Origin of the sequence: Burkholderia sp. FL-7-2-10-S1-D7, from assembly GCF_001524185.1 — a bacterium.
In the GTDB taxonomy this organism is placed as follows: Bacteria; Pseudomonadota; Gammaproteobacteria; order Burkholderiales; family Burkholderiaceae; genus Burkholderia; species Burkholderia diffusa.
Genome location: NZ_LOWY01000072.1, coordinates 143,430 through 170,425, shown reverse-complemented (window position 1 = coordinate 170,425; position 26,996 = coordinate 143,430). Strand labels below are relative to the sequence as shown.

Annotated in this window: 23 protein-coding genes and 1 tRNA gene; 4 read left to right on the top strand and 20 right to left on the bottom strand. The window is 63.1% G+C overall.

Going from position 1 to position 26,996, the window contains the following annotated elements; all coding sequences use genetic code 11:
• Positions 1-32: 32 nt before the first annotated feature.
• Positions 33-839, bottom strand: a complete 807-nt coding sequence (locus WS75_RS22255) for a GNAT family N-acetyltransferase (protein WP_059683202.1) — start codon at positions 837-839, stop codon at positions 33-35.
• Between the two features lie 159 nt (positions 840-998).
• On the bottom strand, positions 999-1,460 hold the full coding sequence (gene sixA, locus WS75_RS22250; protein WP_059683200.1) for a phosphohistidine phosphatase SixA: 462 nt from the start codon (positions 1,458-1,460) through the stop codon (positions 999-1,001).
• A gap of 161 nt (positions 1,461-1,621) precedes the next feature.
• Between sixA and WS75_RS22245 the strand changes: the two genes are divergently transcribed.
• Positions 1,622-1,698 (top strand) — tRNA-Pro (locus WS75_RS22245).
• Between the two features lie 479 nt (positions 1,699-2,177).
• Here the strand turns inward: WS75_RS22245 and WS75_RS32655 are convergent.
• From WS75_RS32655 to WS75_RS34690, 5 genes are all read right to left on the bottom strand, one after another.
• Positions 2,178-2,465, bottom strand: a complete 288-nt coding sequence (locus tag WS75_RS32655; RefSeq protein ID WP_082729696.1) for a PAAR domain-containing protein — start codon at positions 2,463-2,465, stop codon at positions 2,178-2,180.
• A gap of 11 nt (positions 2,466-2,476) precedes the next feature.
• On the bottom strand, positions 2,477-3,517 hold the full coding sequence (locus tag WS75_RS34220) for a T6SS immunity protein Tli4 family protein (RefSeq protein WP_306453413.1): 1,041 nt from the start codon (positions 3,515-3,517) through the stop codon (positions 2,477-2,479).
• Positions 3,511-5,448, bottom strand: coding sequence for an esterase/lipase family protein (locus WS75_RS22235; RefSeq protein ID WP_059683199.1), 1,938 nt, complete (start codon positions 5,446-5,448; stop codon positions 3,511-3,513). Before WS75_RS22235 ends, WS75_RS34220 begins: the two co-directional genes overlap by 7 nt.
• 35 nt (positions 5,449-5,483) lie before the next feature.
• Positions 5,484-8,258, bottom strand: coding sequence for a type VI secretion system Vgr family protein (locus WS75_RS22230; protein WP_059683197.1), 2,775 nt, complete (start codon positions 8,256-8,258; stop codon positions 5,484-5,486).
• Positions 8,259-8,445: 187 nt separating this feature from the next.
• Entirely contained in the window at positions 8,446-8,694 is a 249-nt protein-coding gene (locus tag WS75_RS34690) for an Arm DNA-binding domain-containing protein (protein ID WP_059683194.1), read from the bottom strand.
• Between the two features lie 326 nt (positions 8,695-9,020).
• Between WS75_RS34690 and WS75_RS22220 the strand changes: the two genes are divergently transcribed.
• A complete protein-coding gene (locus WS75_RS22220; RefSeq protein ID WP_059683192.1) occupies positions 9,021-9,461 on the top strand; it encodes a hypothetical protein in 441 nt (146 codons plus the stop codon).
• Positions 9,462-9,515: 54 nt separating this feature from the next.
• Here the strand turns inward: WS75_RS22220 and ppx are convergent, their stop codons facing one another.
• Complete coding sequence (ppx, locus tag WS75_RS22215; RefSeq protein WP_059683191.1) at positions 9,516-11,030, bottom strand: exopolyphosphatase; 1,515 nt, start codon at positions 11,028-11,030, stop codon at positions 9,516-9,518.
• Positions 11,031-11,308: 278 nt separating this feature from the next.
• Between ppx and ppk1 the strand changes: the two genes are divergently transcribed.
• Positions 11,309-13,372, top strand: coding sequence for a polyphosphate kinase 1 (gene ppk1 / locus WS75_RS22210; RefSeq protein WP_059683189.1), 2,064 nt, complete (start codon positions 11,309-11,311; stop codon positions 13,370-13,372).
• 139 nt (positions 13,373-13,511) lie between these two features.
• On the opposite strand, the gene phoR is transcribed toward ppk1, so the two are convergent.
• The 11 genes from phoR to WS75_RS22155 all read right to left on the bottom strand — a co-directional run bounded on the left by phoR (position 13,512) and on the right by WS75_RS22155 (position 25,749).
• On the bottom strand, positions 13,512-14,831 hold the full coding sequence (gene phoR, locus WS75_RS22205) for a phosphate regulon sensor histidine kinase PhoR (RefSeq protein ID WP_059683187.1): 1,320 nt from the start codon (positions 14,829-14,831) through the stop codon (positions 13,512-13,514).
• A gap of 57 nt (positions 14,832-14,888) precedes the next feature.
• Positions 14,889-15,590, bottom strand: a complete 702-nt coding sequence (gene phoB / locus WS75_RS22200) for a phosphate regulon transcriptional regulator PhoB (RefSeq protein WP_006750313.1) — start codon at positions 15,588-15,590, stop codon at positions 14,889-14,891.
• Positions 15,591-15,620: 30 nt separating this feature from the next.
• The gene (gene phoU / locus WS75_RS22195; protein ID WP_059465602.1) at positions 15,621-16,325 is read right to left on the bottom strand and encodes a phosphate signaling complex protein PhoU; all 705 of its coding nucleotides are present in this window, start codon (positions 16,323-16,325) and stop codon (positions 15,621-15,623) included.
• Positions 16,326-16,343: 18 nt separating this feature from the next.
• Positions 16,344-17,192 (bottom strand): phosphate ABC transporter ATP-binding protein PstB, encoded by an 849-nt coding sequence (gene pstB, locus WS75_RS22190; protein WP_059523444.1) that lies wholly within the window; start codon positions 17,190-17,192, stop codon positions 16,344-16,346.
• Between the two features lie 15 nt (positions 17,193-17,207).
• Positions 17,208-18,101 carry a phosphate ABC transporter permease PstA gene (gene pstA, locus WS75_RS22185; RefSeq protein WP_059683185.1) on the bottom strand — a complete coding sequence of 298 codons (894 nt, stop codon included), beginning with the start codon at positions 18,099-18,101 and terminating at the stop codon, positions 17,208-17,210.
• Positions 18,098-19,081, bottom strand: coding sequence for a phosphate ABC transporter permease PstC (pstC, locus tag WS75_RS22180; protein WP_059683183.1), 984 nt, complete (start codon positions 19,079-19,081; stop codon positions 18,098-18,100). Before pstC ends, pstA begins: the two co-directional genes overlap by 4 nt.
• A gap of 94 nt (positions 19,082-19,175) precedes the next feature.
• Positions 19,176-20,210 carry a phosphate ABC transporter substrate-binding protein PstS gene (pstS, locus tag WS75_RS22175; RefSeq protein WP_059683181.1) on the bottom strand — a complete coding sequence of 345 codons (1,035 nt, stop codon included), beginning with the start codon at positions 20,208-20,210 and terminating at the stop codon, positions 19,176-19,178.
• A gap of 452 nt (positions 20,211-20,662) precedes the next feature.
• Positions 20,663-22,018, bottom strand: coding sequence for a phosphoglucosamine mutase (gene glmM / locus WS75_RS22170; RefSeq protein ID WP_059683179.1), 1,356 nt, complete (start codon positions 22,016-22,018; stop codon positions 20,663-20,665).
• Positions 22,019-22,054: 36 nt separating this feature from the next.
• Complete coding sequence (gene folP / locus WS75_RS22165) at positions 22,055-22,864, bottom strand: dihydropteroate synthase (RefSeq protein WP_441294153.1); 810 nt, start codon at positions 22,862-22,864, stop codon at positions 22,055-22,057.
• 160 nt (positions 22,865-23,024) lie between these two features.
• Positions 23,025-24,920, bottom strand: coding sequence for an ATP-dependent zinc metalloprotease FtsH (gene ftsH, locus WS75_RS22160; protein ID WP_059465595.1), 1,896 nt, complete (start codon positions 24,918-24,920; stop codon positions 23,025-23,027).
• Between the two features lie 166 nt (positions 24,921-25,086).
• On the bottom strand, positions 25,087-25,749 hold the full coding sequence (locus tag WS75_RS22155; RefSeq protein ID WP_059683175.1) for an RlmE family RNA methyltransferase: 663 nt from the start codon (positions 25,747-25,749) through the stop codon (positions 25,087-25,089).
• A gap of 193 nt (positions 25,750-25,942) precedes the next feature.
• On the opposite strand from WS75_RS22155, the gene WS75_RS22150 reads away from it, so the two are divergent.
• A complete protein-coding gene (locus WS75_RS22150; protein ID WP_059683173.1) occupies positions 25,943-26,470 on the top strand; it encodes a YhbY family RNA-binding protein in 528 nt (175 codons plus the stop codon).
• A 58-nt stretch (positions 26,471-26,528) separates the two neighbouring features.
• Here WS75_RS22150 and WS75_RS22145 read toward each other — a convergent pair whose 3' ends face one another.
• Positions 26,529-26,987, bottom strand: a complete 459-nt coding sequence (locus tag WS75_RS22145) for a DUF4149 domain-containing protein (protein ID WP_059683171.1) — start codon at positions 26,985-26,987, stop codon at positions 26,529-26,531.
• Positions 26,988-26,996: the final 9 nt, after the last annotated feature.

Sequence of the window (26,996 nt, the reverse complement as noted above, 5' to 3'; positions counted from 1 at the left end):
GCGCCTGGGCAGCGCGCTGCGAAACGAACGGCTCAGCCCAGAAAGTGCCGGGCGTAGCGGGCGTTGATGTCCGACAGCCGGAACAGCGTCAGGAAGTCCGCGCAGTTGAAGTCGGGATCCCACGCCGGCGCACCGCAAATCTTCGCACCAAGACGCAGGTAGCCCTTGATCAGCGGCGGCGGCGAGACGACGGTGCCCGTCTGCAGTTCGTCGACCGGCAGTGCCGTATGAGGGAACGCGCGGTATTCCGGCGCCGTCAGCGAGTTGGGCGACAGCGACTGATACAGGTTCGCCGCATAGTGCCCGCCGTCGGCCATCGACACGCTCGCGCAGCCGAGCATCGTCTCGTAGCCGTTCTGCATCATGTACGCACCGAGACCGCCCCAGAGCGCCATGATGACGGCACCGCTGCGGTAGTCGCTGTGCACGCACGAGCGGCCGACCTCGACCATCTTGCCGCGCAGGTGCGTCAGGCGCGACAGGTCGAATTCGCCTTCGGCGTACAGACGGCCGACACGCGCGGCCTGGTGCGGCGGCAGCACACGGTACGTGCCGACCACCTTCAGCGTGTCGAGATCGCGCACCAGCAGATGATCGCAATAGGCGTCGAACGGATCGACGTCGAGACCGGATGGACCGCTGACCTGGGCGCCCATCTCTTCCGCGAACACGGTGTAACGCAGGCGCTGGGCCTCGCGCAGCTCGTCTTCCGTGCGGGCCCAGGCGGCACGCAGACGGAACTCGGATGTGACGGTTTCAGCAGCGCGCGGCAGGTGACGCCGCGACGTGTCGAGGGGAAGCGAGGCAAAGGGGAGCGTAGGCGTCGGCAGTTCTCGCATTAGGCTTTCCTGATCGTAAGGAATAGGACGACATGCCAGCCAATGTAGTAACCGGTCGTTACCGTTCTGTGGCACGACCGTGTCCATTCAATGACGTGTCGCCGAATTGACTTTAGCAGAAAGGCTGCGAAACCGTATGATCAATGCCTTCAACCCCCTTCAGACAAGGTCCGGCGTCAATACCGCGCGCAGCACGGCCTGACGATTGCCGTCGCGCGTGCGGCTCGCGAGCCACACGATACCGCCCTTCTTGACGCTCCAACTGTCGCCGTTGCCGGCGATCAGCTGCGCCGCGACGCTGCCGAGCGTCGGCTGGTGTCCGACGATCACGACCGTCGGCGCGATGCCGTCGGGCCAGCCGGCAGCCGCCAGCACGTCGTCGACGCTGCCGCCCGGCGCGAGCGCATCGACGGTCCGGTACTGGTCGGTCAGCGCCTCGACGGTCTGCACGGTGCGCGCCGCCGGGCTAGCGAGGATCATGCTGCTCGACTCGAGCCGGCCGCGCAGCCATTTGGCCATGGCCTGCGCTTCCTTGCGCCCGCGGGCCGTCAACTGGCGTGCGAGGTCGCTTGCCGCGTAGTCCTCGGCTTCGGCGTGGCGCCACAGGATCAGGTTCATCATGATGTCTCTCCATGCTTCGACGAATGTTCCGGCCGCACACTCGCAGGCCGGACGATCACGCTTCGAATTGTCGCCAATCGTAAGCGCTTCGTGATGATGTGCGCCTTATGCAAAACGTGATTGACCCAGCTACCCATTAGACGATAGAATCTTTGGCTCGTCGGAGCGTAGCGCAGCCTGGTAGCGCATCTGATTTGGGATCAGAGGGTCGAAGGTTCGAATCCTTTCGCTCCGACCAAAGGAATCAAGGGGTTAGCTGAAGCTAACCCCTTTTTCTTTGGTGCGTCGCTGGGCTATTGCTACTATTTTGCTAGCATCTGGATGCGATTCCCATAAGGAACCGCGCCCGATGGCTGACCGTCTCGTCCCCGCCCAGCACCGCCTTTTCATCGCCCGCGCCGACTGGCGCGATGCCGAGCAGTATCCCAAGCGACCCTCCGCAATCTATCCATCTGGTCTTTGGAACTCTCCGGCGCAATAACGATTACGCGCAAGACTACATTCAGTACCGTCACCGATGTGCCGGAATTTTCCACTTTCAAATGGGACAGTTTTGTGGGCTAGGGTCAAGGGCATCGGCCTAGTGTCGAGTACGGAGAACTACATGGCGCTGCTCAATATTCCGGTCGAAGCGCACCCCGTAACACTCACCGCCAGCACCAGCAGTACAACCCGACCTGCGATCGTTCGGGGCATGTCGTTCTCCTTCTCCGTCGCTCAGACCTCCGTATACGATACCGACTGTGACGCCACCAGTTTCGGCGGAATCGGACACGCGCACCGACAGAGGTCGTCACTCAACGCCGACTGTCGGCCATCCGGTCCGGTGCTCGAATGACGCGGGCCATCGCACACGATCACGCCGAGTGTCTTGCACACCGGGCACCATACCGGATCGTGTTCATACGTTTGTTCGTGGTCGTGCAGCATGTCTTGTCCGTCACCACCCTGCACGATGCCTCCGACTGTCGTCGCGTCACCCTTCACGATGTCGTAGCGTCGCATGTCGCCTCCGCTCAGACTGCGCCAGGCCGCAGTCGCAGGCTGTTCAGCAGTGTGTCCCACGTTTGCAGCGCACCAGCCTCGTCCACCGGCGAACTTGCCTGGTCGGGCGACAGGTCGGAACTGGGTGCGCCTAAGAGCAATTGAATCGCCGTATGTGGCTTCGCCAACGTACTCGGATCACCCGGCGCGAGCAGATAGAAACGGTACGACGTAATCTCGCCTTCCTTCAACGCGAACAGCACTTCCTCGGCATCCATCCCGGCCACCGTGCGCTTGCCCTGCCGCAGAATGCGATAGCTCCCGCTCGATATCTGATCCATCTTCGCGCGCAGATCAGGCAACGTCTTGGTCAGTGGCGATTTCTGGTCGCCGGTTACCGATTCGCGCATCTGGATCACGAGCAGCGCTGGCCGCCCCGGCATCAACGCGAACGACTGGCTGACCTCCTCGGAGAAGGTCGACGAACCCGTGGCTATGCCGCCGTCAAAGCAGAACCCCGACTCGGTCGGCACCGACCAATTGTCACGTGCCTTGATGCGCCGATAGAGGTCCGTGTAAACAGGTTCAAACTTGTCCAAACCGGTCGAACCAAATGACCCGGTTGTATGGAATAACGTGCTGTTTTCGTAGATATAACCCTCCGTATCGAAAGGTAATTTTACACCTTCCGTATACGCATCCACGTAAGCAAATACCTTTGCATTTGCTCTTGGAGATATTTCTCTTTCCAGCCATACGTGATTCAATTTATTATTATTATTTCCGGGGTCGATTCTTTTTTCCGTCTTTAATTTTTTCTCCAAACCTCCGACTTTTGTCTGATATGTAGCAATAGCAACATTGTGTTGTGTCTCCAGCTTATCCCCCCAAAACCCATATCGCTGATTCGTGAGTTCGCTCGTCGCAGGTCGATTGAACACGAAGCGTCCGACACACCACGGGCGCGGTTTGGACAGCAGAGGATTCGTCATCGTCGGTTCCACAGAAAAAGTGATCGAACAGGCGCAGATGCCCGCTACAAAAAACAGCAATCGTCCAATACGTGTCAGCATTGCGGCTCCTTTGCATCTTGTGCGATTTGCACGATACTGTAGAGCAACGCCCAGCGAGTCCACGGATGGTTGTAGCTTTCCTGATGCACGTAGCCCCCTTGGTCAAATACCACTTGTACACCGTGGGCCGCCCCACCATTTACGCCGTACGCAGGAGCTTCGGCCGACCAGACCGGCACGGTACCATCACCTGGGATGATCCCGTTCTTCTTAGGATCGGGGACTTTGCTGTCAGGCGGTAGCTTAGGCTGTTTCTGAACCTCGAATTCGATGGTGACGTTGCGCGAATCCAAGTGCACGCGTAGCGTGCCGCTGTGCGTATCGTGCATGAACCGCGCGGCGCTCAGTTCCTCCGCCGTTACCCCTGCGGGCACGTTTCCCTTCCAGATCACCGTGCCCCATGCCAACAAATCGGTCAGCTTCTTGCCTTTCTCGATTGTGGGTTTGCCATGATTGTCGCCCGATTCGGTTGCTCCCTTGGGTTTCAACTCCCCATCCCCGTAAGCCACATACGTATTATCGTGGTAGGCGTACTTTATATTGGTTTGATTCTCAACCACCTGTTTCATTACCTTGCTGAAATTCTCAGATACGGTGGACTTTATTGGGTTAGCGTCGAGTCGTGCCTGGATGATTCCTGCCGGGTCGAGCAACGATGTCGACTGCTCCGGCACCAAGCCGTACCATTTCGAATTGGTATAAATCTGCGCATATGCGCTCCCATCTTTCGGAAACTCCATCACCGGTGTGCCATCGAGCCGTGCAAAAATCCACCATGCCTCGCCGTTGTGATAATCCGGCATCGGCAGCAACTCGAGCGCCCCCGGTGCATTCGCGGCCACCGCCACAAATTCGTTCGCATTACTCCCGAGCAGGGCACCATTGATGAAACCGTCTATCGAACCCTCGCTACCACCGCCGGTACGAAACCGCTTCGCCGCGATCGGCGCCCCGGTCGCCGGCAGCACGTTGTGGAATACTCCGTGCAACATACTCCCTGCCCCGTGCATGGCAATCGCCATCCGAGCCACCAACCCGCCCATCGAGTGCGTCAGGATAATCGCCTTGCCGCTATGGTTCTCTTCGATGATCTCCCTGATTCCCATCAGTCGCGTGATCTTGCCGGTCTTCTTGTCCTTGAAATTCGTGCCATCGATCACATCCTGCGCGGACTTTTCATTCGATTGCAGCCAGTTGTAGCCAATCGCGTACACCCGGTACTGGAATTTCATGAAGTGCTTGAACACCTCCGAATCTTTCGTGATCGCCAGCCCACGGCCTTGCGCGCCGGCGTCGATCGCCCCATAGTCAGCCGGCTCCGTGTCCAGCAGTGACTTAAGCGCCCACTTCTCGCCGTCAGGGTCGCCTTGAATCCAGGGTCCTTTATGCTTCCCAAGATGCATAGGCTCGTTCAATTGTTCCTGCAGCCACGCCAACATGGGTTGATAGCTCGACCGATACACTGAGCCCCAACCCCGCCGAATGGCCTCCTTCTCGTCCACATACTGGTCTGGTTCAGCATCCTTCTCGTGCTTGCCTGCGCTGACCGGCCCGAACGGGGTGACGGCTGCCAAGGTCGGGTCGAACTGCGTTTCCCGAGTAGACGCGCCCTTGAACCACATGCCGATCAGAGCTGGCAACGCACCTGCCTTCCCCAATAGGCCGTCCGTCTCCGGTGCAAAGAACATCTCGTCACCGGTTTCGGTGTTCACCAACGGCGAACCCATCACGCCTGGCAGGAAGATCACCGGAATGATTGGCCGCACGTCGCACAGCAGTTCTTTAGTGCGCGTGTCACTCGCCGGCGTCAACGTAAAATGCCCGACCGACGCACCATCCTTGTCCGTGCGACCAGCCTGCCGGACGACTTCGTTCTCGGCATCGTCACTGAACGGCGATTCGCCGCCGGATTGATCTGTGTTTTTGCTCATCGCTATTCTTCAAATTCGCGCATCGGTTATCGAATTCATGCCGCAGGACCGTTCGGCTTCGGCCGCAATGCGCGCACCGCCAACTTCTCGATATCGTCGCTTTTCTGCTCGGCCACGTGCCCCAGCTCGTTCGTCACCCCGGTCAGACGTGTGCCGTCCCCGCGGATCAGTTCGTACGGGTGGTTTTTCAGCACCTCGCCCGTGATGCGATCACGCAGCACATACGGATCGTTAAATTTGGCCTGCGGCAGACTGTTCATATGTTGCGCAATCGAACTCGGCCCCTGACGGCTGAGCGACGCCGATTTAATCGTGCGCGGGCCTTGCGTGCCGTCTTCAATGCCAGCCGCCACCCAACGGGTGTATGAGCCGCCCGCCTTGATGATGATTTCATCGGCGTCGAGCACAATGCGCTTGGCCTTCACCGTCACGTCTTTACCCGCATTGACGTTCACGTCATCCGTGTTGGCCGACAGCTTGATCGGACCTTTCGCCGTCACAAAGAATGCGCCGAGTTTGTGCGCGAAGAAGCTCACCTTTTCCGCGGCCGCCACGACGAACGACTTGCCCGTTGCCACGTACGTGTTCTCGTTACTGACGACGTTGACCTCTTTCTCGGCCACGATATGCGTCGAGTTGTCTGCGACCAGTGCAATGTCCTTCGGCGTCGATACCAATATGTTCGGCTGCGCAAATCCGTTGGCACTGCCAGTACCGCCACCCGCGGTCACGCCGCCCGACGTATCGCCCGACACCGGATGCTGGATGTCCGTCGATAGCGCCTTGAGCGCATCCTGTCCGGCTTGCAGTGATTCCGCCTGAGCGGTTGTGCTTGCGCTAGACAGCGACTCGACCAGCATTCCCGCCTGCTGCAACTGCGACCGCGCCTCGTCCACACCCATCTGCTCATCGTCGTAGGATTTCGAGTGCGCACTAATGGACAAACCCTTGCTGGCACGAACTGCACCGAACTCGTCGGCGTGCAGGATGAAACCAGCACCCAGGTACTGTCCGCGCGTGTTGCCGTCATGCTTGATCAGGTAGCCCTGCGTCAGCGCCGCATAGCTCTTGCCGGTATAGCTGACCAGCCGCGTGCCGCCTTGATTCGTGGAATCGTCGTGGACGAACGAGTTGTATGCCCCTGTCTTGCCGAATCCATCCGACTTGAACCCGGACAACAACGCGTTTGAATGCCATGGAGAGGGGGTCGCGCCTCCGTTGATCCGCCCTAATACGAACGGCTTGTCACAGTCGCCGTTCCAGTAACCAACGATGACCCATTCCCGCGCCCTCGGGACGTGAACAGCCCCATAACCGTTCCCGGTATCGGATTGAAGCGACGACAGCAATGGTGAGGAATTGAAGGCGTCCGGCGGGTTCTTGCGATCCCATGCGAAATGCACCCTGATCTGGTTTCGGTCGTTCGTCCACGCTTCCGCGCCATCCGGGGTCACGACAAGCGCGTGTTCGATCGCCATGACAGGCTTCGGATGATCCAGCGGGCTCCGGTATTCAACAGCCGTGGGCTGTGCTTCGACTTCGATCACAAAAAACCCGACCGAGCCATCCGCCTCATGTCCAGGCGTCTTGAACCGCTCACGGTGAATCGCCTGCTGCTCGGCCAGAGTTGCACGAAGACTTTGCGGAAACTCGGCCGTCTGCTGGCCGATCGGGACGTTGTTCTCGATGAACCAACGCGCCTCGACCACCAAAAACTCTCGCTTCTTCGCATCACCGCCTTCGTGGCGGGGATGTCCGTTCAACATAAACCGCGAACCGGCATCAAGCCACCGCACGCCTCCGACACCAAAATATCGGCTTGCTCGCGCATCCCACATCTCTACTCGCCGTCGCGCTCGCACCTCACCTGTTTCTGAGCTGGAATAGCCGTAAGCCGTCGATTCGTAGACCGTCATCGGCGCATCAGGAACGCTATGCTCAGCTTTCTGGCGGCGCTCCTCCGTAACATAGCTCGTCGCGACAAGTCCGCTCTCAACCTGAAAATCGGACGCGGGCCGCTTGTAATCAAACGCACGCGATATGTAGCGCGTGCTCTGCATCGTCTGCACCGCTGCCCAATGGGCGAAACCATCGGATTCATTGCTGTCGTTCGCCCGAATGAATTCAACTGGCTTGGCGTCGGGAAGGGTCGAAACGCGATCAACGATGACGAGCGTCGTCTTGGGAGCGTCGCCTTCGCTAACGTTTTCGTGGACCCAGTAGAAATACCAGCCCTCGGCCTCCGCCAAGCGGTTCACAAAGTGAAGATCGGATTCGCTCTGCCTGCACCAAGAACGCTTGGCAGGATCGGATGACAGCGCAAAACGATACTGCCCGCGCAACTGCGGATACCGATCGAACACGTCGGAGATGATCTCGCGAGCGTCTTTCTCGAGCCAGCCTTCTTCGTTGCGAGTCTTCTCAAGGAAGACCAGTGCCGATGAAAACTCGATCTGGTATGTCGAAAGGCCGCCGTTTCCGCCCAAATAGGCGACCCGATGCACGAAGCCGTGGACCGGACGATAAACGGGAACCGCAAAAGGAGCCGTGACCTGCTGAATCCGCAGGCTAACGGGTTGGTGCATCAACGACAGCAGCGCGGTGTCATCGCGCGTCGACGCGACGTCGATCGTGTACGAATAGTCGCGCCCGATTCTGGCCGATCCGCGAGCCCGTAACGGCACCAGCGCATTCTTGCCGAGCGGCGTATCCAGCATCAGCAGTCGCCCCTGCTGCAAAACGCCCTTGCTGATCGCCTCATAGAGGTCGCGCAACTTCAGGTCCCCGAGTGCGGACGGTCTGATATCCATTTTCGTTATTTCTCTCAGGTTCGACCGTCAATACAGTGGCATAACGACGACGGTCAGCCATTGCGACAGCGAGTTTCTCGCGCGATTCTAATCTAAAGTCTGAGAAATATGGTGCGGCTTGACGGAGTTTGCCCCCAGTCATCTAGCGGAGCGGAGCTCGCGCTCAGGTGCAATCGGCGACAGCGAGTCATAGGTCACCAATTTGCTGAGCTACGCTTGGGCGATGACGTACGACGGGGAATTCAGCCATTTTGAGAATGAACGTCTTGACGCCGCTCGGGCCGATGCGGATCGCAAGACCGCTCACCTTCGTGTCGTAGTAATACTTCAAGCCCTTCTCCAGCATCGGCAACGCTTCGATCGCCGTTTTCGTGAAATTCATGGCATCCTTGCCCGCCCGCTGCGTTTTCTCGCTATCGCTCATCGTTGCCAGCATTTTGCTGCTACGTGCAGCGTTGTGGGTCGGAACAGAAAATCGCAATGAGCTTAAGTTCCACATCAAATCAATGATTCATAACTTCCATCGATCGCCAGCGACGTTGAAAATAGTAGGGACACCCGATTTGGAATCAGAGGGTCGTAGGTTCGAATCCTTTCGCTCCGACCACGAGATACACGATAAGGGTTGCAAGCCATCGCGCTTGCAGCCCTTTTTCGTTTGGTCCGCCGCCCGGTTGCGCCACCGGCGCCGTACCGCCCCCAACCCGCGCACGAAACTTGCGGGAACACGCGATAATGTCCGCCTCCAACCCGCAATCGCGCATGAAAAACCACGTTTTCAAGACCGCCCTGATCGGCGCGCTGCTCGCAATCGGCACCCTCGTCGCGCCCGGCGTCGCATCGGCCAAGTCGCTCGATGACGCGCTCGACTGCCATTCGAACGGCCACAAGTTCGTCGCGCCGCTGCTCGCGGCAGGTGACATCCAGTCGGAGCCGATGCACGTCGAGTCGAATTCGGTGAACGCATTCCGCACGAACCATCCGCTGACCGCCTACGGCTTCGGCGTCTATGTCGTGCTCGGCTACCAGGCGAACGATCCGATTTTCCAGCCCGGCGACGGCACGCCGATCGGCACCTGGGCATACGGCGTCGTGGTGCGCGGCACGAAGAACGCGGTCGAGCAGGCCGTGCGCAAGGCCGGCAGCGACGCGACCGTCAAGCAGGCATTCCCGTTCCTGACCGCGATCGTGTGCTCCGACTGAGCGCATCGTAAGGCAGCGCTGGCGGCGCGAGCGCGCCGCCGTCGTGCGGGCGCGTCACGCGCCCGTATAAACCACGCGGTACGGAATACCGACCTTCTCCCACTCGGCCGCTTCCTGGCTGAGGCTGTAGTCGGTCAGCGGGTTCTGCTCGACCCATGCGCCCGGCAGGCGCACTTCATACCCGCCCTTCTTCATCTGCGACACGGAAATGTCCGGCAGCCCGGCATCGGTCCGGCGCCGGCACAGCAGCGCCGCGAGCCGCAGGCAGAACAGCAGCGGCCATTCGACGTCGCGCGCCTGCGACAGCTTGCCGAGCTTGCCCGCATGCCCGAGCACGAGCGCGGCAAGACGCGCCTGGTCGGTGCGCGAGAAACCCGGCATGTCGGCGTTGCTCGCGATATAGGCCGAATGCTTGTGATACGAGCTGTGCGAGATCGACAGGCCGATCTCGTGCAACGCGGCGGCCCAACCGAGGAACATCCTGCCTTCCTCGCGTGCTTCGTCGTCGGATTCGTCGAGCTCGTCGTAGAACCGCACCGCGAGCGCACCGATGCGCTCGGCCTGCGCGCGATCGACGCCGTAGCGGCGCGTGAAGCCCTCGACGGTCACCGCGCGCATGTCCTCGTGCTGGGTCCGGCCGAGCAGGTCGTACAGCACGCCGAGACGCAGCGCGCCGTCGGTGGTATCGACGTAGTCGACCCCCAGCTCCTCGAATACCGCGAGCATGATCGCGAGGCCGCCGGCGAGCACCGGCACGCGATCGGGTTTCAGCGCGATCAGCTTCAGCCGGTTCACGTTCTCGGACTTGATCAGCGCGCGCTTCAGGCGTTCGAGCCCGCCGCGCGAAATGCCGTGCGTGATGCCCGCATCGTTGAATCCGTTCGCCTCGACGAGCTCGGCGAGCGCGCGCGCCGTGCCGGACGAACCGATCGCCTGGTCCCATCCGGCCTTCTTGTACTCGCTGGAAATGATCTGGATCTCGCGCTTGGCCGCGAGTTCGGCTTGCCGCATCGTGTATTCGTCGACGTTGCCGGCCGGGAAGAACGCGCGGCTATGGCTCACGCAGCCGATGTAGAGGCTCTCCATCACGATCGGCGTGTAGTGCGAGCCGATGATGAATTCGGTCGAGCCGCCGCCGATGTCGACGACGAGCCGCTTGCCGGCGCTCGCCGGCACCGAATGCGCGGCGCCTGCGTAGATCAGACGTGCCTCTTCGCGGCCCGCGATCACTTCGATCGGAAAACCGAGCGCCGCTTCGGCCTCGCCGAGAAATTCGCCCGCGTTCTTCGCGACGCGCAGCGTGTTGGTCGCCACCGCGCGCACATGATCGGGATGGAAATCGCGCAGGCGCTCGCCGAACCGCTTGAGCGCCTCCCAGCCACGCTCCTGCGACGCGCGATCGAGCATCTTGTCGCTCGACAGGCCTGCGGCCAGTCGAACGGGCTCGCGCAGCGCATCGACGGGATAGATCTGGCTGCCCGCCGGCGTTTCCTCGACGCGCCCGACGATCAGCCGAAAGCTGTTCGAGCCGAGATCGACGGCAGCCAGCAAGTGGGGGGATGTAACCATCAGAAGGGGGCTCCGTGCGCGTTCGCCCGCGGCAGCCGGCCGGCCACGCTGGGCGATCAATCAAAGGCGACATTTTAAGCGTGGAACGCTTGCCGTTGCCACGCTTCACGGGCATGTACACGGGTAGATTGTATATGGCCGAAACATTTATGAGACAAAACGGTTCAGGCGTAGAATTTCCCGATATAAATACATTATCGTCATCAGCACGTCATCGTACCGTGAGAGTTTCCGAGCGTCCTTTCGAATCATCGCCCGAATCACCCCCTACTCTGCCGATGTCCGTCCGCTATCCGCTTCTCAATCGTGAACTCGGCATCCTCGGTTTCAACGAGCGCGTGCTGGCCCAGGCGGCTGACCCGCAGATTCCGTTGCTCGAGCGACTGCGCTTCATCTGCATCACGAGCAGCAACCTCGACGAATTTTTCGAAGTCCGGATGGCCGGCCTTCAGGAACAGATCCGCGACAACCCGGGCGCACTGACCCCCGACGGCATGTCGCTGCAGCACGCTTACGACCTGGTCGTCGAGCGCGCGCAACGGCTCGTTCACCGCCAGTACACGATGCTGCACGATACCGTGCTGCCCGCGCTCGAACAGGAAGGCATCTACTTCCACGCGAGCGACACGTGGAACGAAGAGCAGCTCGAATGGGCGCGCCGCTACTTCCTCGATGAACTGCTGCCGGTGCTGACGCCGATCGGCCTCGATCCCGCGCACCCGTTCCCGCGCGTGCTGAACAAGAGCCTGAACTTCGTCGTCGAGCTCGAGGGCCGAGACGCGTTCGGCCGCCAGGCGGTGATGGGCATCGTGCAGGCGCCGCGCGCGCTGCCGCGCGTCGTGCGCATGCCGCAGGCGCTGTCGGGCTTCGAGCACGGCTTCGTGCTGCTCAGCTCGTTCATGCAGCGCTTCGTCGGCGAACTGTTCCCGCAACTGGTCGTGAAGAGCTGCAACCAGTTTCGCATCACGCGCAACAGCGAGCTCTTCGTCGACGAGGACGAAATCACCAACCTGCGCGTCGCGCTGCAGGGCGAATTGCCTGCGCGCCACCTCGGCAATGCGGTACGGCTCGAAGTGTCGGCCGATACGCCGGCGCATATCGTTCGGCGCCTGCTCGAGGAAAGCCTGCTCGGCGAGAAGGACTGCTATCGTGTGGCCGGCTCGGTGAACCTCGTGCGGCTGATGCAGATCCCCGACCTCGTCGACCGCCCCGACCTGAAGTTCGCGCCGTTCGCCGCTTCGATCCCGCCCGCGATCGTCAACGCGCCGACGATGTTCGACGCGATCGACAACGGCGACATCCTGCTGCACCATCCGTACGAAAGTTTCCAGCCGGTGCTCGAACTGCTGCAGCAGGCCGCGAAGGACCCGAGCGTCGTCGCGATCAAGCAGACGATCTACCGCACCGGCACCGATTCGCCGTTGATGGACGCGCTGATGGAAGCCGCGCGCAACGGCAAGGAAGTGACCGTCGTCGTCGAACTGCTCGCGCGCTTCGACGAGGAAACCAACATCAACTGGGCGTCGCAGCTCGAAGCCGTCGGCGCGCACGTCGTGTACGGCGTGGTCGGCCACAAGTGCCACGCGAAGATGATGCTGATCGTGCGGCGCGTCGTGCGGAACGGCAAGGCGTCGCTGCGCCGCTACGTGCACCTCGGCACCGGCAACTATCACCCGCGCACCGCCCGCCTCTACACCGACTTCGGCCTGATGACGGCCGACCAGAAAATCTGCGAGGACGTCCACCACGTCTTCCAGCAACTGACCGGGATCGGCGGCGAGCTCACGCTGCACGAGCTGTGGCAGTCGCCGTTCTCGCTGCATCCGCGCATCATCGAATCGATCCGCGCGGAGATCGACAATGCGCGCGCCGGCAAGCGCGCGCGCGTGGTCGCGAAGATGAACGCGCTGCTGGAGCCGTCGGTGATCGCCGCGTTGTACGAAGCGTCGCAGGCCGGCGTCAAGGTCGACCTGATCGTGCGCGGCGTGTGCGCGCTGAAACCCGGCGTGCCGGGGCTGTCGGAAAACATCACGGTGCGCTCGATCGTCGGGCGCTTCCTCGAACACCACCGCATCTACTATTTCCACGCGGGCGGCGCCGAGGAGGTCTATCTGTCGAGCGCCGACTGGATGGACCGCAACCTGTTCCGCCGCGTCGAAGTCGCGTTCCCGATCCGCGAGCGCAAGCTGAAGCGCCGCGTGATCGCCGAGGGGCTGTCGGTCTGCCTCGGCGACAACCAGTCGGCCTGGCAGATGCTCAGCGACGGCCACTACCGCCGGCGCCGTGCGGGCAAGACGCTCCGCAACGCGCAGCTCGGGCTGCTCGCGAAGTTCTGTTCGTAGACACGGGGCGGCGCGCGGTTTCGCGTGCCGCGCCACCAAACAAAAAAGCACAGCCCGAGGGCTGTGCTGTTTTGTTTGCGGCGTATTTGCGGCGGGATGCCGACGTGAGGCACCCGACTCGCGTCACGCGCTCACGCGCTCACGCTTCGAACGCGGCCGGCCGGATCGCAATGATCCGCGAGGCCGGGAAGCGCGCGGTGAACGTGCTGCCCCGCCCCTCCTCGCTCTGCACGTACAGGTGCGAGTCGTGCCGCTGCAGCACGTGCTTGACGATCGCGAGGCCGAGCCCCGTGCCGCCCGTATCGCGCGAGCGGCTGCGGTCGACGCGGTAGAAGCGCTCGGTCAGCCGCGGCAGGTCGGCGGCCGGGATGCCGAAGCCGCTATCGGTGACCGAGAACACGCCTTGCGCGCCCTCGCGCCGCCACGACACGAGGATCTTGCCACCGTCCGGCGTATAGCGGATCGCGTTGGTCACGAGATTCGCGAACGCACTGAACACTTCGGTCTGCGCGCCCGTGACGCCGAGCGTTTCGTCGATCGTGAACGTAATCTCGTGATGCCCGTTCGACAGCGTCTGCGCATCCTCCTTCAGATGGTCGAACACGGCACGCATGTCGACCGCGTGATCCGCCGGCGGCTTGCTTTCGCCCTCGAGCTTCGCGAGCACCAGCAGATCGGTGACGATGTGCCGCATCCGCGACGCCTGCTGCTCCATCATCTCGAGATAGCGCGCGCGATCTTCCTCGTTCAGCGGCAGTTCGCGCATCGTCTCGAGGAAGCCCGACAGCACGGTGAGCGGCGTCTTCAGTTCGTGCGACACGTTCGCGACGAAGTCGCGCCGCATCGCGTCGGTCCGCTCGAGCTCCGTGATGTCCTGCGTGAGCAGCAGCTTGCGGTTCTCGCCGTACGGAAACACCTGCACTTCCAGCACGTTCTGCCGCGAGTCGCCCATCCCGCGCATCACGAGCGTCTCGTCGTAATGCTGCGCGTTCAGGTAGCGGACGAATTCCGGATGACGAACCAGGTTCGTGATGTGCTGGCGCAGGTCGCGCTTCGCATCGAGGCCGAAATGCACCTCGGCGATCGCGTTGCACCACTCGATCTGGTCGTGGTCGTCGAGCATCGCGACGCCGTTCGGCGACGCCTGGATCGCCTGGATGAAGCGCGAATGCTGCTGCTCGACCTGCCGCACCTGCGCATGCCACTGCTTCGCGAGCTTGTGCAGCCGGTAGTAGATTTCACCCCAGATGCCCGGTGCGCTCGGCACCTCGCCGTAGACGGGCGCATCGAGCAGACGCCACAGGCGCTGCGTATGGAAGGTGCTGAAGAAGCCCTGCGCGACCAGCATCACGACCGCGAACCCGAGGCCCGCGATCGGGCCGGCGAACACGCCGACCAATACGCTGATCAGCACGAGCAGCACGAGCGACACGAGAAAGCGCGCCCAGATGATGTTCATGTTCCAGCGTCCGAAGGAATGAAGGGCATGCCATGGCACACGGCATGTCCGGATACGTTACGCGTGCTTGGCGAGCCGGTAGCCGCTGCCGCGTACGGTCTCGATCATCGCATCGCAACCGGCCGGTTTCAAGGCCGCGCGCAATCGTTTGATATGGACGTCGACGGTACGCTCTTCGACGAACACGTGATCGCCCCAGACCTGATCGAGCAGTTGCGTGCGGCTGTGCACGCGCTCCGGATGCGTCATGAAGAAATGCAGCAGGCGGAATTCGGTCGGGCCGAGATCGAGCTTGATCTCGCTGCCGTCGCCGTGCGCGGCGACCCGATGCGTGGCCGGATCGAGGCGCAGCCCGTTGATCGACACGACGTCCTCGGTCAGCTGCGGCGCGCGACGGCGCAGCACGGCCTTGATGCGCGCCATCAGTTCCTTCGGCGAGAACGGCTTCGTCACGTAGTCGTCCGCGCCGATCTCGAGGCCGAGCACCTTGTCCTGCTCGTCGCCCCGCGCGGTCAGCATGATGATCGGGATATGCTTGGTCCGTTCGTTGTTGCGCAGGTCGCGCGCAAACGCAATGCCGGATTTGCCCGGCAGCATCCAGTCGAGCAGCACGAGGTCGGGCAGCACGTCGCTGATCAGGTTCTGCGCCTGCTCGGCGTTGTACGCGCGAATCGGGCAGTGACCGGCATGCTGGAGATTCACCGAGATCAGTTCGGAAATCGCGGGCTCATCTTCGACGACGAGAATGTTGCTGGGCATCGGCACCTCTGTTCTTCCTTACGGAGTCGATTAACTGTTGGCTTCGCGATCGAGCGTGTCGCGCGGCTGGTGCCGCACGTCGGTGCCCTTCACGATGTAGATGATGAATTCGGCGATGTTCTTCGCGTGGTCGCCGATCCGTTCGATCGCCTTCGCGATGAACAGGTACTCGAGGCCGACCGAGATCGTGCGCGGGTCTTCCTGCATGTACGACACGAGCTTGCGCACGAACGCGCGGAATTCGAGGTCGATTTCCTTGTCGTCCTTGACGATCTGCGCGGCCGCCACCGTATCGAGGCGCGCGAACGCGTCGAGTGCGCGGCGCAGGATCGTCACGGCCATCTCGCCCGACACCTTGATCTCGGCGATGTTCACCGCACGCGCGGCCGGCTCGTCGACCAGACGACGCACGCGCTTCGCGATCTTCTCGGCCTCGTCGCCGGCGCGCTCGAGGTTCGTAATCGTTTTCGAAATCGACATCAGAAGACGCAGATCGCGCGCGGCCGGCTGCCTCCGCGCGATGATGTTGCCGCATTCCTGGTCGATGTCGACTTCCATCGCGTTCAGCGTTTCCTCGGCCGCGATCACCTTCTCGGCCGTCTCGCGGTCGAATTCGTTCAGCGCATGCATCGCGCCGACGATCTGCGACTCGACGAGTCCGCCCATTTCCAGCACTTTCGACGACACGGCATTCAGGTCCGCGTCGAACTGGCTCGACAGATGTTTATCCGACATGGTTGTGGTTCTCCGTCATCAGCCGAAACGGCCGGTGATGTAGTCTTCCGTTTCCTTGCGCACCGGCTTGATGAAGATCTTTTCGGTTTCGCCGAATTCGATCAGTTCGCCCAGGTACATGTAGGCCGTGTAGTCCGAGCAGCGCGCAGCCTGCTGCATGTTGTGCGTGACGATCACGACCGTATAGTCGCTCTTCAGCTCCGCGATCAGCTCCTCGATGCGGCCCGTCGAGATCGGGTCGAGCGCCGAGCACGGCTCGTCGAGCAGCAGCACTTCCGGACGGATCGCGATACCGCGCGCGATGCACAGACGCTGCTGCTGGCCGCCGGACAGCCCGTAGCCGCTCTGGTTCAGCTTGTCCTTCACTTCGTTCCACAGCGCGGCCTTCGTCAGCGCCCACTCGACGCGATCGTCCATCTCCGAGCGCGTGAGCTTCTCGAACATCTTCACGCCGAACGCGATGTTGTCGTAGATCGACATCGGGAACGGGGTCGGCTTCTGGAACACCATGCCGATCCGCGCGCGCAGCAGCGAAATGTCGCGCTTGGTGGTCAGCAGGTTCTCGCCGTCCATCAGGATTTCGCCTTCGGCGCGCTGCTCCGGATAGAGCGCGTACATCTTGTTGAACGTGCGCAGGAGCGTCGACTTGCCGCAACCCGACGGACCGATGAACGCGGTCACCTTCCCTTCGGGAATGCGCAGGTTGATGTTCTTCAGCGCGTGGAACTTGTTGTAGAAGAAGTTGAGGTTGTTGACCTCGATCTTCGCGTTCAGCGGCGCCAGCGGACGGCCATGTGCCGCATCTTGCGTGCCTGCGGGCGCAGCGGTGCGCTCGACGGGATTCAGGTGGCTTTCTGCCATATTCATCGGATTGCTCCGCCGTTACTTTTTCGAGAAGATCGAGCGCGCCAGGATGTTGAGTCCGAGCACCCCGAGCGTGATCAGGAACACGCCCGCCCATGCGAGCGACTGCCATTCGGCGAACGGGCTCATCGCGAACTTGTAGATCGTGACGGGCAGGTTCGCCATCGGCTGGCTCATGTCCCACGAGAAGAACTGGTTCGACAGCGCGGTGAACAGCAGCGGCGCCGTTTCGCCGGCGATCCGCGCGATCGCGAGCAGCACGCCCGTCACGATCCCGCCGACCGATGCGCGCAGCGTGATCTTCAACACCATCCGCCACTTCGGCGTGCCGAGCGCGACGGCTGCTTCGCGCAGCGCGTTCGGCACGAGCTTCAGCATGTTCTCGGTCGTACGGATCACGATCGGAATCTGCAGCAGCGCGAGCGCGATCACGCCGGCCCAGCCCGAGAAGCGCCCCGACTTCGCGACGACGATCGCGTACACGAACAGGCCGATGACGATCGACGGCGCAGACAGCAGGATGTCGTTGATGAAGCGGATCGTGCTCGCCAGCAGGTTCTTCTGGCCGTATTCGGCGAGATAGACGCCCGCGAGGATGCCGATCGGCGTGCCGACCAGCGTGCCGAAACCGCACAGCATCAGGCTGCCGACGATCGCGTTCGCCAGACCGCCGCCTTCCGTGTTCGGTGCCGGCGTCGATTCGGTGAACAGCTGCAGCGACAGGCCGCCGACGCCGAGATGCACCGTGGTGTAGAGAATCCATACAAGCCACAGCAGGCCGAACGCCATTGCGGCGAGCGACGCAGTCAGCGCGATCGCGTTGGTCACCTTGCGCTTGCGCTGCAGGCGATTGCGCATCGCTTCGAGCACGGCGCCGTCCGGCCCCGGGAAATTCATGACGGGCTCGCTCATTTCTTGCCCTCTCCTTTCTCGAGACGAAGCAGCAGCAGTTTGGAGATGGACAGCACGATGAACGTGATCACGAACAGGATCAGGCCCAGCTCCATCAGGGCGGACGTATGCAGGCCCGGTTGCGCTTCAGCGAATTCGTTCGCGAGCGCCGACGTGATGCTGTTGCCCGGCGCGAACAGCGACACGCTGTCGAGCAGGTTGGTGTTGCCGATCACGAAGGTCACGGCCATCGTTTCGCCGAGCGCGCGGCCGAGGCCGAGCATCACGCCGCCGATCACGCCGGTCTTCGTGTAGGGCAGCACGACCTTCCACATCACTTCCCACGTCGTGCAGCCGATCCCGTAGGCCGATTCCTTCAGCAGCACGGGCGTGACTTCGAACACGTCGCGCATCACCGATGCGATGTACGGGATGATCATGATCGCGAGGATCACGCCGGCGGCGAGAATGCCGATGCCGATCGGCGGGCCCGCCGTCAGCGGACCGAGCACCCACACGTCCTTGAAGAGACGGCCGATCGGCTTCTGGAAGTATTCAGCGAAGATCGGCGCGAACACGAGCAGGCCCCACATGCCGTACACGATCGACGGAATCGCGGCGAGCAGCTCGATCGCAATGCCGAGCGGGCGACGCAGCCACACGGGCGACAATTCGGTGAGGAACAATGCGATGCCGAAGCTGACCGGCACCGCGATGACGAGTGCGATGATCGACGTCACGATCGTGCCGTAGATCGGCACGACTGCACCGTAGATATCCGAGTTCGGATCCCACTCGGTTTGCAACAGGAAGCCGAGGCCGAACTTCTGGATGGTCGGCAGCGACGCAATAATCAGGGAAACGATGATCCCGCCCAGCAGCAGCAGGGTCACGATCGCGGCGAGCCGTGCGAGGCCGCCGAACAGAACGTCTCCGAGACGGCTCGGCGCGCGTTGCTGCGGGACATCGGACCGGGAAGACGTGTAGGAAATTTCAGACATGGGTGCCTGTTCTGGATCGCCGGGCGCCGTAACGCCCGGCCTTACCGCACACACTGCCCGGCCGGCACGGCCGGGCAGCGAACCGCTGGATTGCTTACTCTGCGGCGACCGGCTTGCCCGATGCGTCCGTCACCTTCGTCTTCCACTGCTTGCGGATTTCCGTCTCGACCGACGACGGCAGCGAGATGTAGTCGAGGCTGTCGGCTGCCTTCTCGCCGTTCTTGAACGCCCAGCTGAAGAACTTCAGCGTTTCGGCGCCCTGCTCCGGCTTGTCCTGCTTCGCGTGCAGCAGCACGAACGTCGCGCCGACGACCGGCCATGCTTCCTTGCCCGGCTGGTTCGTCAGGATCTGGTAGAACGACTTCGACCAGTTCGCGCCAGCAGCAGCAGCCTTGAACGTGTCGGTCTTCGGCTCGACCACCGTGCCCGCCGAGTTCTTCAGGGCCGTGTAGGTCATGTTGTTCTTCTTCGCGTACGCCCACTCGACGTAGCCGATCGCGCCCGGCAGGCGCTGCACGAAGGCCGCGACGCCGTCGTTGCCCTTGCCGCCCGTGCCCGTCGGCCAGTTGACCGTCGTGCCTTCGCCAATCTTCGACTTCCACTCGTCGTTAACCTTCGACAGGTAGTTCGTCCAGATGAAGCTCGTGCCCGAACCGTCAGCGCGGCGAACGACCGCGATGTCCGTATCCGGCAGCTTGACCTTCGGGTTCAGCGCGGCGATCGCCGGGTCGTTCCACTTCTTGATCTTGCCGAGGTAGATGTCGCCGAGCACCGGGCCCGACAGCGTCAGTTCGCCGGCCTTCACGCCCGGCACGTTGACGACCGGCACCACGCCGCCGACCACCGTCGGGAACTGGAACAGGCCGTCCTTCGCGAGCTCTTCATCCTTCAGCGGAGCGTCCGAACCGGCAAAATCGACAGTCTTCGCGTTGATCTGCTTGAGGCCGCCCGACGAACCGATACCCTGGTAGTTCACCTTCGCACCGCCGGACTGTTGGTAGTCGGCAGCCCATTTCGTATAGATCGGCATCGCGAACGTGCTGCCTGCGCCCGTGATGTCGGCAGCTTGCGCGGCGACTGCGAAAAGCGCGCCAGCCAGGCCGGCAATCGCGGTTTGCATCAATTTCATGAGACCTCCAGTGTGTGAGCGGATGACTACGGCACCGCGAAGGTTAGGGGCTGCTCATGACGATAATGTGACAATCGATGAAACTGGTGTGACAGTAACATGACTGGTTGAAAGGGAGTATCGGGCCCGGTGAGGGCGGCCGCGCGAAGGCAGCGCGAAGGCAGCGCGGCGGGCATGACGGCAAGAATTGCCGGGCAGGAACAGCCGTTCGGTACCCGCTGATGCGGGGCCCGAAGCGAATCATATACGCCGCACATGGGACAGGAAAACCCATTGCCGCAACCATCGCAATTCAGGGTCGGATGTTTTCTTACATCAGACGAAATCCGCGCCGACGTCGCCCTCCATTTAATAGCGCAAACCTTTGCGTCTGACGAATTGCAGCGCCCGTCGAATCACCGAAGAGGCGGCGCGCACACGGCCTGACCGTCGCGCGCCGTCACCGGTTCGGCTCAGCTCGTCGCCGCGCGCACCGCGTCGGCGATCGCCTCCGCGTGAAGGGTCGCGTCGGCCGCATGCTGTGCCTCGACCATCACGCGCAGCACGGGCTCGGTGCCCGACGCGCGGATCAGCACACGGCCGCGGCCGGCGAGCGCGCTTTCGGCTGCGTCGATCGCCGCGCGAATCGATGCGCTGCCCTTCCAGTCGGCACCCGCCTTCATCCGCACGTTGATCAACTTCTGCGGGAACAGCGTGACGCCGTCCAGCATCTGCGCAAGCGTGCGGCCGCTGCGCTTGAGCGCAGCCAGCACGAGCAGCGCCGACACGATGCCGTCGCCGGTCGAATGGCGGTCGAGCGACAGGATGTGGCCCGAGCCTTCCGCGCCAAGCTGCCAGCCGCGCTCGCGCAGCTGTTCGAGCACGTAGCGGTCGCCGACGGCCGCCCGCACGAACTGCACGCCCTCACGCTGCAGCGCGACCTCGACCGCAAGGTTCGTCATCAGCGTGCCGACAGCGCCGTCGACCTTGCCGGCGGTCGCAATCCGGTCCTTCACGAGCACGTAGAGCAACTCGTCGCCGTTGTACAGCCGGCCCGTCGAATCGACGACCTGCAGGCGGTCCGCATCGCCGTCGAGCGCGATGCCGAGGTCCGCATGGTTCGCCCGCACGGCACGCACCAGTGCGTCGGGCGCCGTCGCGCCGACGCCGTCGTTGATGTTGAAGCCGTTCGGCGCGACGCCGATCGGGATCACGTCCGCACCGAGTTCGTGGAATACGTGCGGCGCGATCTGGTAAGCGGCGCCGTGGGCGCAGTCGATCACGAGCTTCAGCCCGCGCAGGTCGTATGCAGCCGGGAACGTGCTCTTGCAGAACTCGATGTAGCGGCCGGCCGCGTCGTCGAGGCGGCGCGCCTTGCCGAGCCGGTCCGACGACGCGCATTCGAGCGGCTTGTCGAGCCATGCTTCGATCTCGGCCTCGGTGTCGTCGGGCAGCTTGTTGCCATCGGCGGAGAAGAACTTGATCCCGTTGTCCTGATACGGGTTGTGCGATGCGCTGATCACGACACCGGCCGACAGGCGCAGCGCGCGCGTCAGGTATGCGACGCCCGGCGTCGGCATCGGGCCGGCAAGCATCACGTCGACGCCTGCTGCCGAAAAACCGGCCTCGAGCGCGGCCTCGAGCATGTAGCCCGACACGCGCGTGTCCTTGCCGATCAGCACCGTCGGACGTGCACCCGCCGCGACGTCGGCCGCGCCGGCCAGTACCTTGCCGGCTGCATAGCCGAGACGCAACACGAAATCAGGCGTGATGGGCGCATCGCCCACCGTGCCGCGAATGCCGTCCGTGCCGAAATATCGACGTCCCATGGCTTACCTTCCTCCTTCGTCTTTCTGACTTCTGACTTATCGTTGCCGCGCGGCTTCGCGCACGGCGTTCCAGACCTTCAGCGCATCGACCGTCGCCGCGACGTCGTGCACACGCACGATCGCCGCGCCGCGCCCGACCGCGCACAACGCGGCCGCCACGCTCGCCGCGACGCGTTCGTTCGGCGGCTTGCCGCCGATCACCGCGCCGAGCATCGACTTGCGCGACATGCCCGCGAGAATCGGATACGCGCGCCCGTCGGGCCGCGCGGGCGCCGTGTCCGGCAACGCGGCCAGCAGCGCGTAGTTGTCGTCGACCACGGCCTTGCCGAATCCGAACCCGGGATCGACGCAGATCCGTTCCGGCGCGACGCCCGCGTCGCGCAGCGCCTGCACGCGCGCGGCGAGAAAGTCGCGCACGTCGGTCACGACGTCGCCGTAGTCGGGCTCGCCGACCTGCATCGTCTGCGGCTCGCCGAGCATGTGCATCGCGCACAGCCCGCCGTTGCCTTCGCGCACGGCGTCGATCGCACCCGGCTGGCGGAACCCCCATATGTCGTTGATCATATCCGCGCCGGCGGCGAGTGCCGCACGCATCACGGCCGGCTTGTAGGTGTCGATCGAAAGCGGCACGTTCAGTGGCCGCAGCGCTTCGACGAGCGGGATCACGCGCGCCAGTTCCTCGTCGAGCGGCACGGGCGGCGCACCGGGACGCGTCGACTCGCCGCCGATGTCGATCAGGTCGACGCCTTCGGCGATCATCCGCTCGGCCTGGCGCAGCGCATCGTCGCGCGCGAGGAAGCGGCCGCCGTCGGAGAACGAATCGGGGGTGGCGTTGAGAATGCCCATCACGAGCGGGCGTTCGAACGTCAGCGAGAAACGGCCGCACTGGAGCGGCGCGGGAATGGAGGCTGGAACTGCGGATTCGGACACGGGCGGGAGGCGTTGATGAATGCAAAACGGGCCGGTGTGAAGCCACACCAGCCCGTGAACGGTGCTACAGCGGAGGTCAGGCGGGCGAAGCAGGCGCCGGCGCGTTGCCGGGCTTCACTTCGGCGGCCGTGCCGCCACCCGAGGAATCGCCGCCGACGGCCGGCGAGCTCTTCGGCGAGCGCGGCGGACGCCCTTCCATGATGTCGTTGATCTGATCGGCGTCGATCGTCTCCCACTCCATCAGCGCGGCCGTCATCGCCTCGACCTTGTCGCGGTTCTCTTCGAGCAGGCGACGCGCAAGGCCGTACTGTTCGTCGAGCACTCGGCGGATTTCGCCGTCGACCTTCTGCTGCGTCGCTTCCGAGATCGTGCGGGTGAAGCCGCGGCCAAACGGGCCGCTGTCGTTCTCGTCGTCGACGTACACCATCGGTCCGAGCGCGTCGGTCATGCCGAAACGGGCCACCATCGCACGCGCCGTCTGCGTCGCCTTGTTGAAGTCGTCCGACGCGCCGGTGCTGATCAGGTTCAGGAACAGTTCCTCGGCCACGCGGCCGCCGAACAGGATCGCCAGGCGGTCGAGCAGGTAGTCCTTCGAGTACGTCTCGTTGTCATGCTCCGGCAGCTGCCACGTGACACCCAGCGCGCGACCGCGCGGGATGATCGTGACCTTGTGCACCGGGTCGGCCTTCGGCAGCAGCTTCGCGATCACCGCGTGGCCCGACTCGTGGTAAGCCGTCGCACGCTTCGCTTCTTCGCGAATCACGGCCGACTTGCGCTCCGGACCCATGAAGATCTTGTCCTTCGCGTCCTCGAAATCCTGCATCTCGACGATGCGCTTGCCGCGGCGGGCGGCGAACAGCGCCGCTTCGTTCACGAGGTTCGCGAGATCGGCGCCCGAGAAGCCCGGCGTGCCGCGCGCGATGACCGCTGCGTCGACGTCGTTCGCGATCGGCACCTTGCGCAGGTGCACGCGCATGATCTGCTCGCGGCCGCGGATGTCCGGCAGGCCGACATAGACCTGGCGGTCGAAACGGCCCGGACGCAGCAGCGCCTTGTCGAGCACGTCGGAACGGTTGGTCGCGGCGATCACGATCACGCCCGAGTTCGCTTCGAAGCCATCCATCTCGACCAGCATCTGGTTCAGCGTCTGCTCGCGCTCGTCGTTGCCGCCGCCCATGCCGGCGCCGCGATGACGACCGACCGCGTCGATTTCGTCGATGAACACGATGCACGGTGCGTGCTTCTTCGCCTGCTCGAACATGTCGCGCACACGGGCCGCGCCGACGCCGACGAACATTTCGACGAAGTCGGAACCCGAGATGCTGAAGAACGGCACCTTCGCTTCACCGGCGATCGCGCGGGCGAGCAGCGTCTTGCCGGTACCCGGGGGGCCGACGAGCAGCACGCCGCGCGGAATGCGACCGCCCAGCTTCTGGAATTTCTGCGGGTCGCGCAGGAAGTCGACGAGCTCGGACACTTCTTCCTTCGCTTCGTCGCAGCCCGCGACGTCGGAGAAGTTCACCGCGTTGTTGTTCTCGTCGATCAGCCGCGCCCGCGATTTCCCGAACGAGAATGCGCCGCCTTTGCCGCCGCCCTGCATCTGTCTCATCATGTAGAACCAGAACACGATGATCAGGATCGTCGGTCCGAGGTAGTACAACGCGGACATCAGCGCGTTCGGTTCGTCATCGGCCTTGCCGCTGACCTGCACGCCGTACTTCATCAGATCGCCGACCATCCAGATGTCGCCGGGCGACACGATCTGGTATTTTTGGCCATCAGCCGGAGTGACGGTGAGGTTGCGCCCCTGCACGATGACGTTCTTGACCTTGCCGTTCTTGGCGTCGTCCATGAACTGCGAATAGGACACACCTTCCTGGACGCGGGGCTTGTCGAACTGCTTGAACACCGTAAACAGCACCAGTGCGATCACCAGCCACACCGCTGCCTTCGAAAACATATTGTTGTTCAAAGCACCACTCCTTCACTCGTAGACGAGCGCCTACATTTTCCTTGCGGCGCTCCTCGGTCATTCTAATCCAGTCCGACCACCCCTGCCATAAGCATTGACAACCGTCGCAATAGCGCTTCGCTTGTCTGGCAAGGGCCGGAGCCCGTTTGCGGCACCGCGCCCCGCGTCACCGCGAATGCTTCAGTTGCCGGCCCAAAATGAACGTTTCGGACGATTTGTCGCGGGACGCCTTCGGCTTGCGCGGCGCGACGATCTTAAACTGCTGTTTGAACTTTTCGACGATCTGGCTGTAGCCGCTGCCGTGGAAACACTTCACGAGCAGCGCACCTTCCGGCTTCAGATGATTCTGCGCAAATTCGAGCGCCAGATCGCACAGATGCTCGATGCGCGCCGCGTCCGCCGAGGCCACACCGGAGAGGTTGGGGGCCATGTCCGAAATAACAAGGTCCACCGAGCGGCCTTCGAGCACTTCCTCGAGCCGGTGAAGGACATCGTCCTCGCGGAAGTCGCCCTGGAGGAAGTGGACGTCGGCGATCGGTTCCATCGGCAGGATGTCGAGCGCCACGATCGTGCCGTCGATGCCGCCTTCGCGCTCCGCGTCACGCTTCTTGCCCTGCGCAAGCTTGTTGCGGGCATACTGGCTCCAGCTGCCCGGCGTCGCGCCGAGATCGACGATCACCTGGCCCGGACGGATCAGCTTGTCCTGCTCGTCGATTTCCTTCAGCTTGTACGCGGCACGCGCGCGATAGCCCTCCCGCTGCGCCATTTTGACGTACGGGTCGTTGATGTGGTCGTGCAGCCAGTGCTGGTTAAAGCGGTTTTTTGCCATTCGAGAGAGAGATTGCTGCTATTTGCTTCGTGAAGCCGTGCTTTTGGCGGATAATACGCGTCTTCTTCGCGCGGCTACGGCCCCTTCCGGGCCCAAGCCGCGATTTTACGTGGTTTCGGCGCGCGGCTGATGCGGTAACTTCCCGCGATTCGCTTCTGATGCAGCGCGCCCCTATTTAGATTTCGACATTTCCATGCCCGCCCTTTCACTTTCCCCCGCCGAGCGCTCCGCGCTGCGCTCCCAGGCCCATGCGCTCAAGCCCGTCGTGCTGATCGGCGCCGAAGGGCTGACCGACGCCGTGCTGAAGGAAATCAAGGTACACCTCGCCGCGCACCAGCTGATCAAGATCCGCGTGTTCGGTGACGAGCGCGACGAGCGCGTCGCCATTTACGACGAGATCTGCGACCGCCTGAACGCGGCGCCGATCCAGCACATCGGCAAGCTGCTGGTGATCTGGAAGCCCGAGGCTGCCGTGGCGGCCCCGGCCCGCGGCCGTCGTGCCGGCGCGCTGCCGAGCGCTGCCGAAGCCGTCGACGACAAGAAAGGCCGTGCGCCGCGCACCGTCAAGGTCGTCAAGGTGTCGCCGAACGCGAGCCCCGTGCGTCGTCCGAAGCCGACGAAGGTCGTCGTGCGCGGCAACGAGCGCGTGACGGCGGGCGGCAACGTGAAGCGCGCGAAAAAGCGCCAGGCCAGCACGAAGCGGCCGCACCAGGACAAGTAATCCTGCCGCGCGGCACGGGGCAGCCCGTGCCGCCCTGCAGGTGCGGCGCTCAGGCCGTTCAGGCGTCTTGCGCCGGCAAACGCCAGATCAGCATCAGCCCCAGCACGCTCTCGACGAGATAGAACAGGCTCGAGACGCCGTGCAGCATCCCGAAGCGGCTCGCATACGGCGAGTTCGCGATATCGGTGCCCGCCTCCATCGCGGCCACCCGCAGCGCGTTCATGAACGGCTGCAGCGCAAAATACCCGACCAGCACACACGCGACCATCGCCGCGACGATCCAGCGCACGCGACGGTAATCGCCGCTGCCGCGCCGCACCTGCTGGTTCGACAGCACGAGCAGCAACACGCCGCATACGACACCGAGGATCGCCTCGATGCGAAACAACTGGGCGGCGACCGAGCCGGCCGTCATCCGCTCCAGCGTCTTGAACAGCACGGGCGCGACCGCATACCCGATCGTCAGCAGGCTGCCGACCCACACGGCCGACAGCAGACGGAACACGCGATGCGGCATCACGTCGCC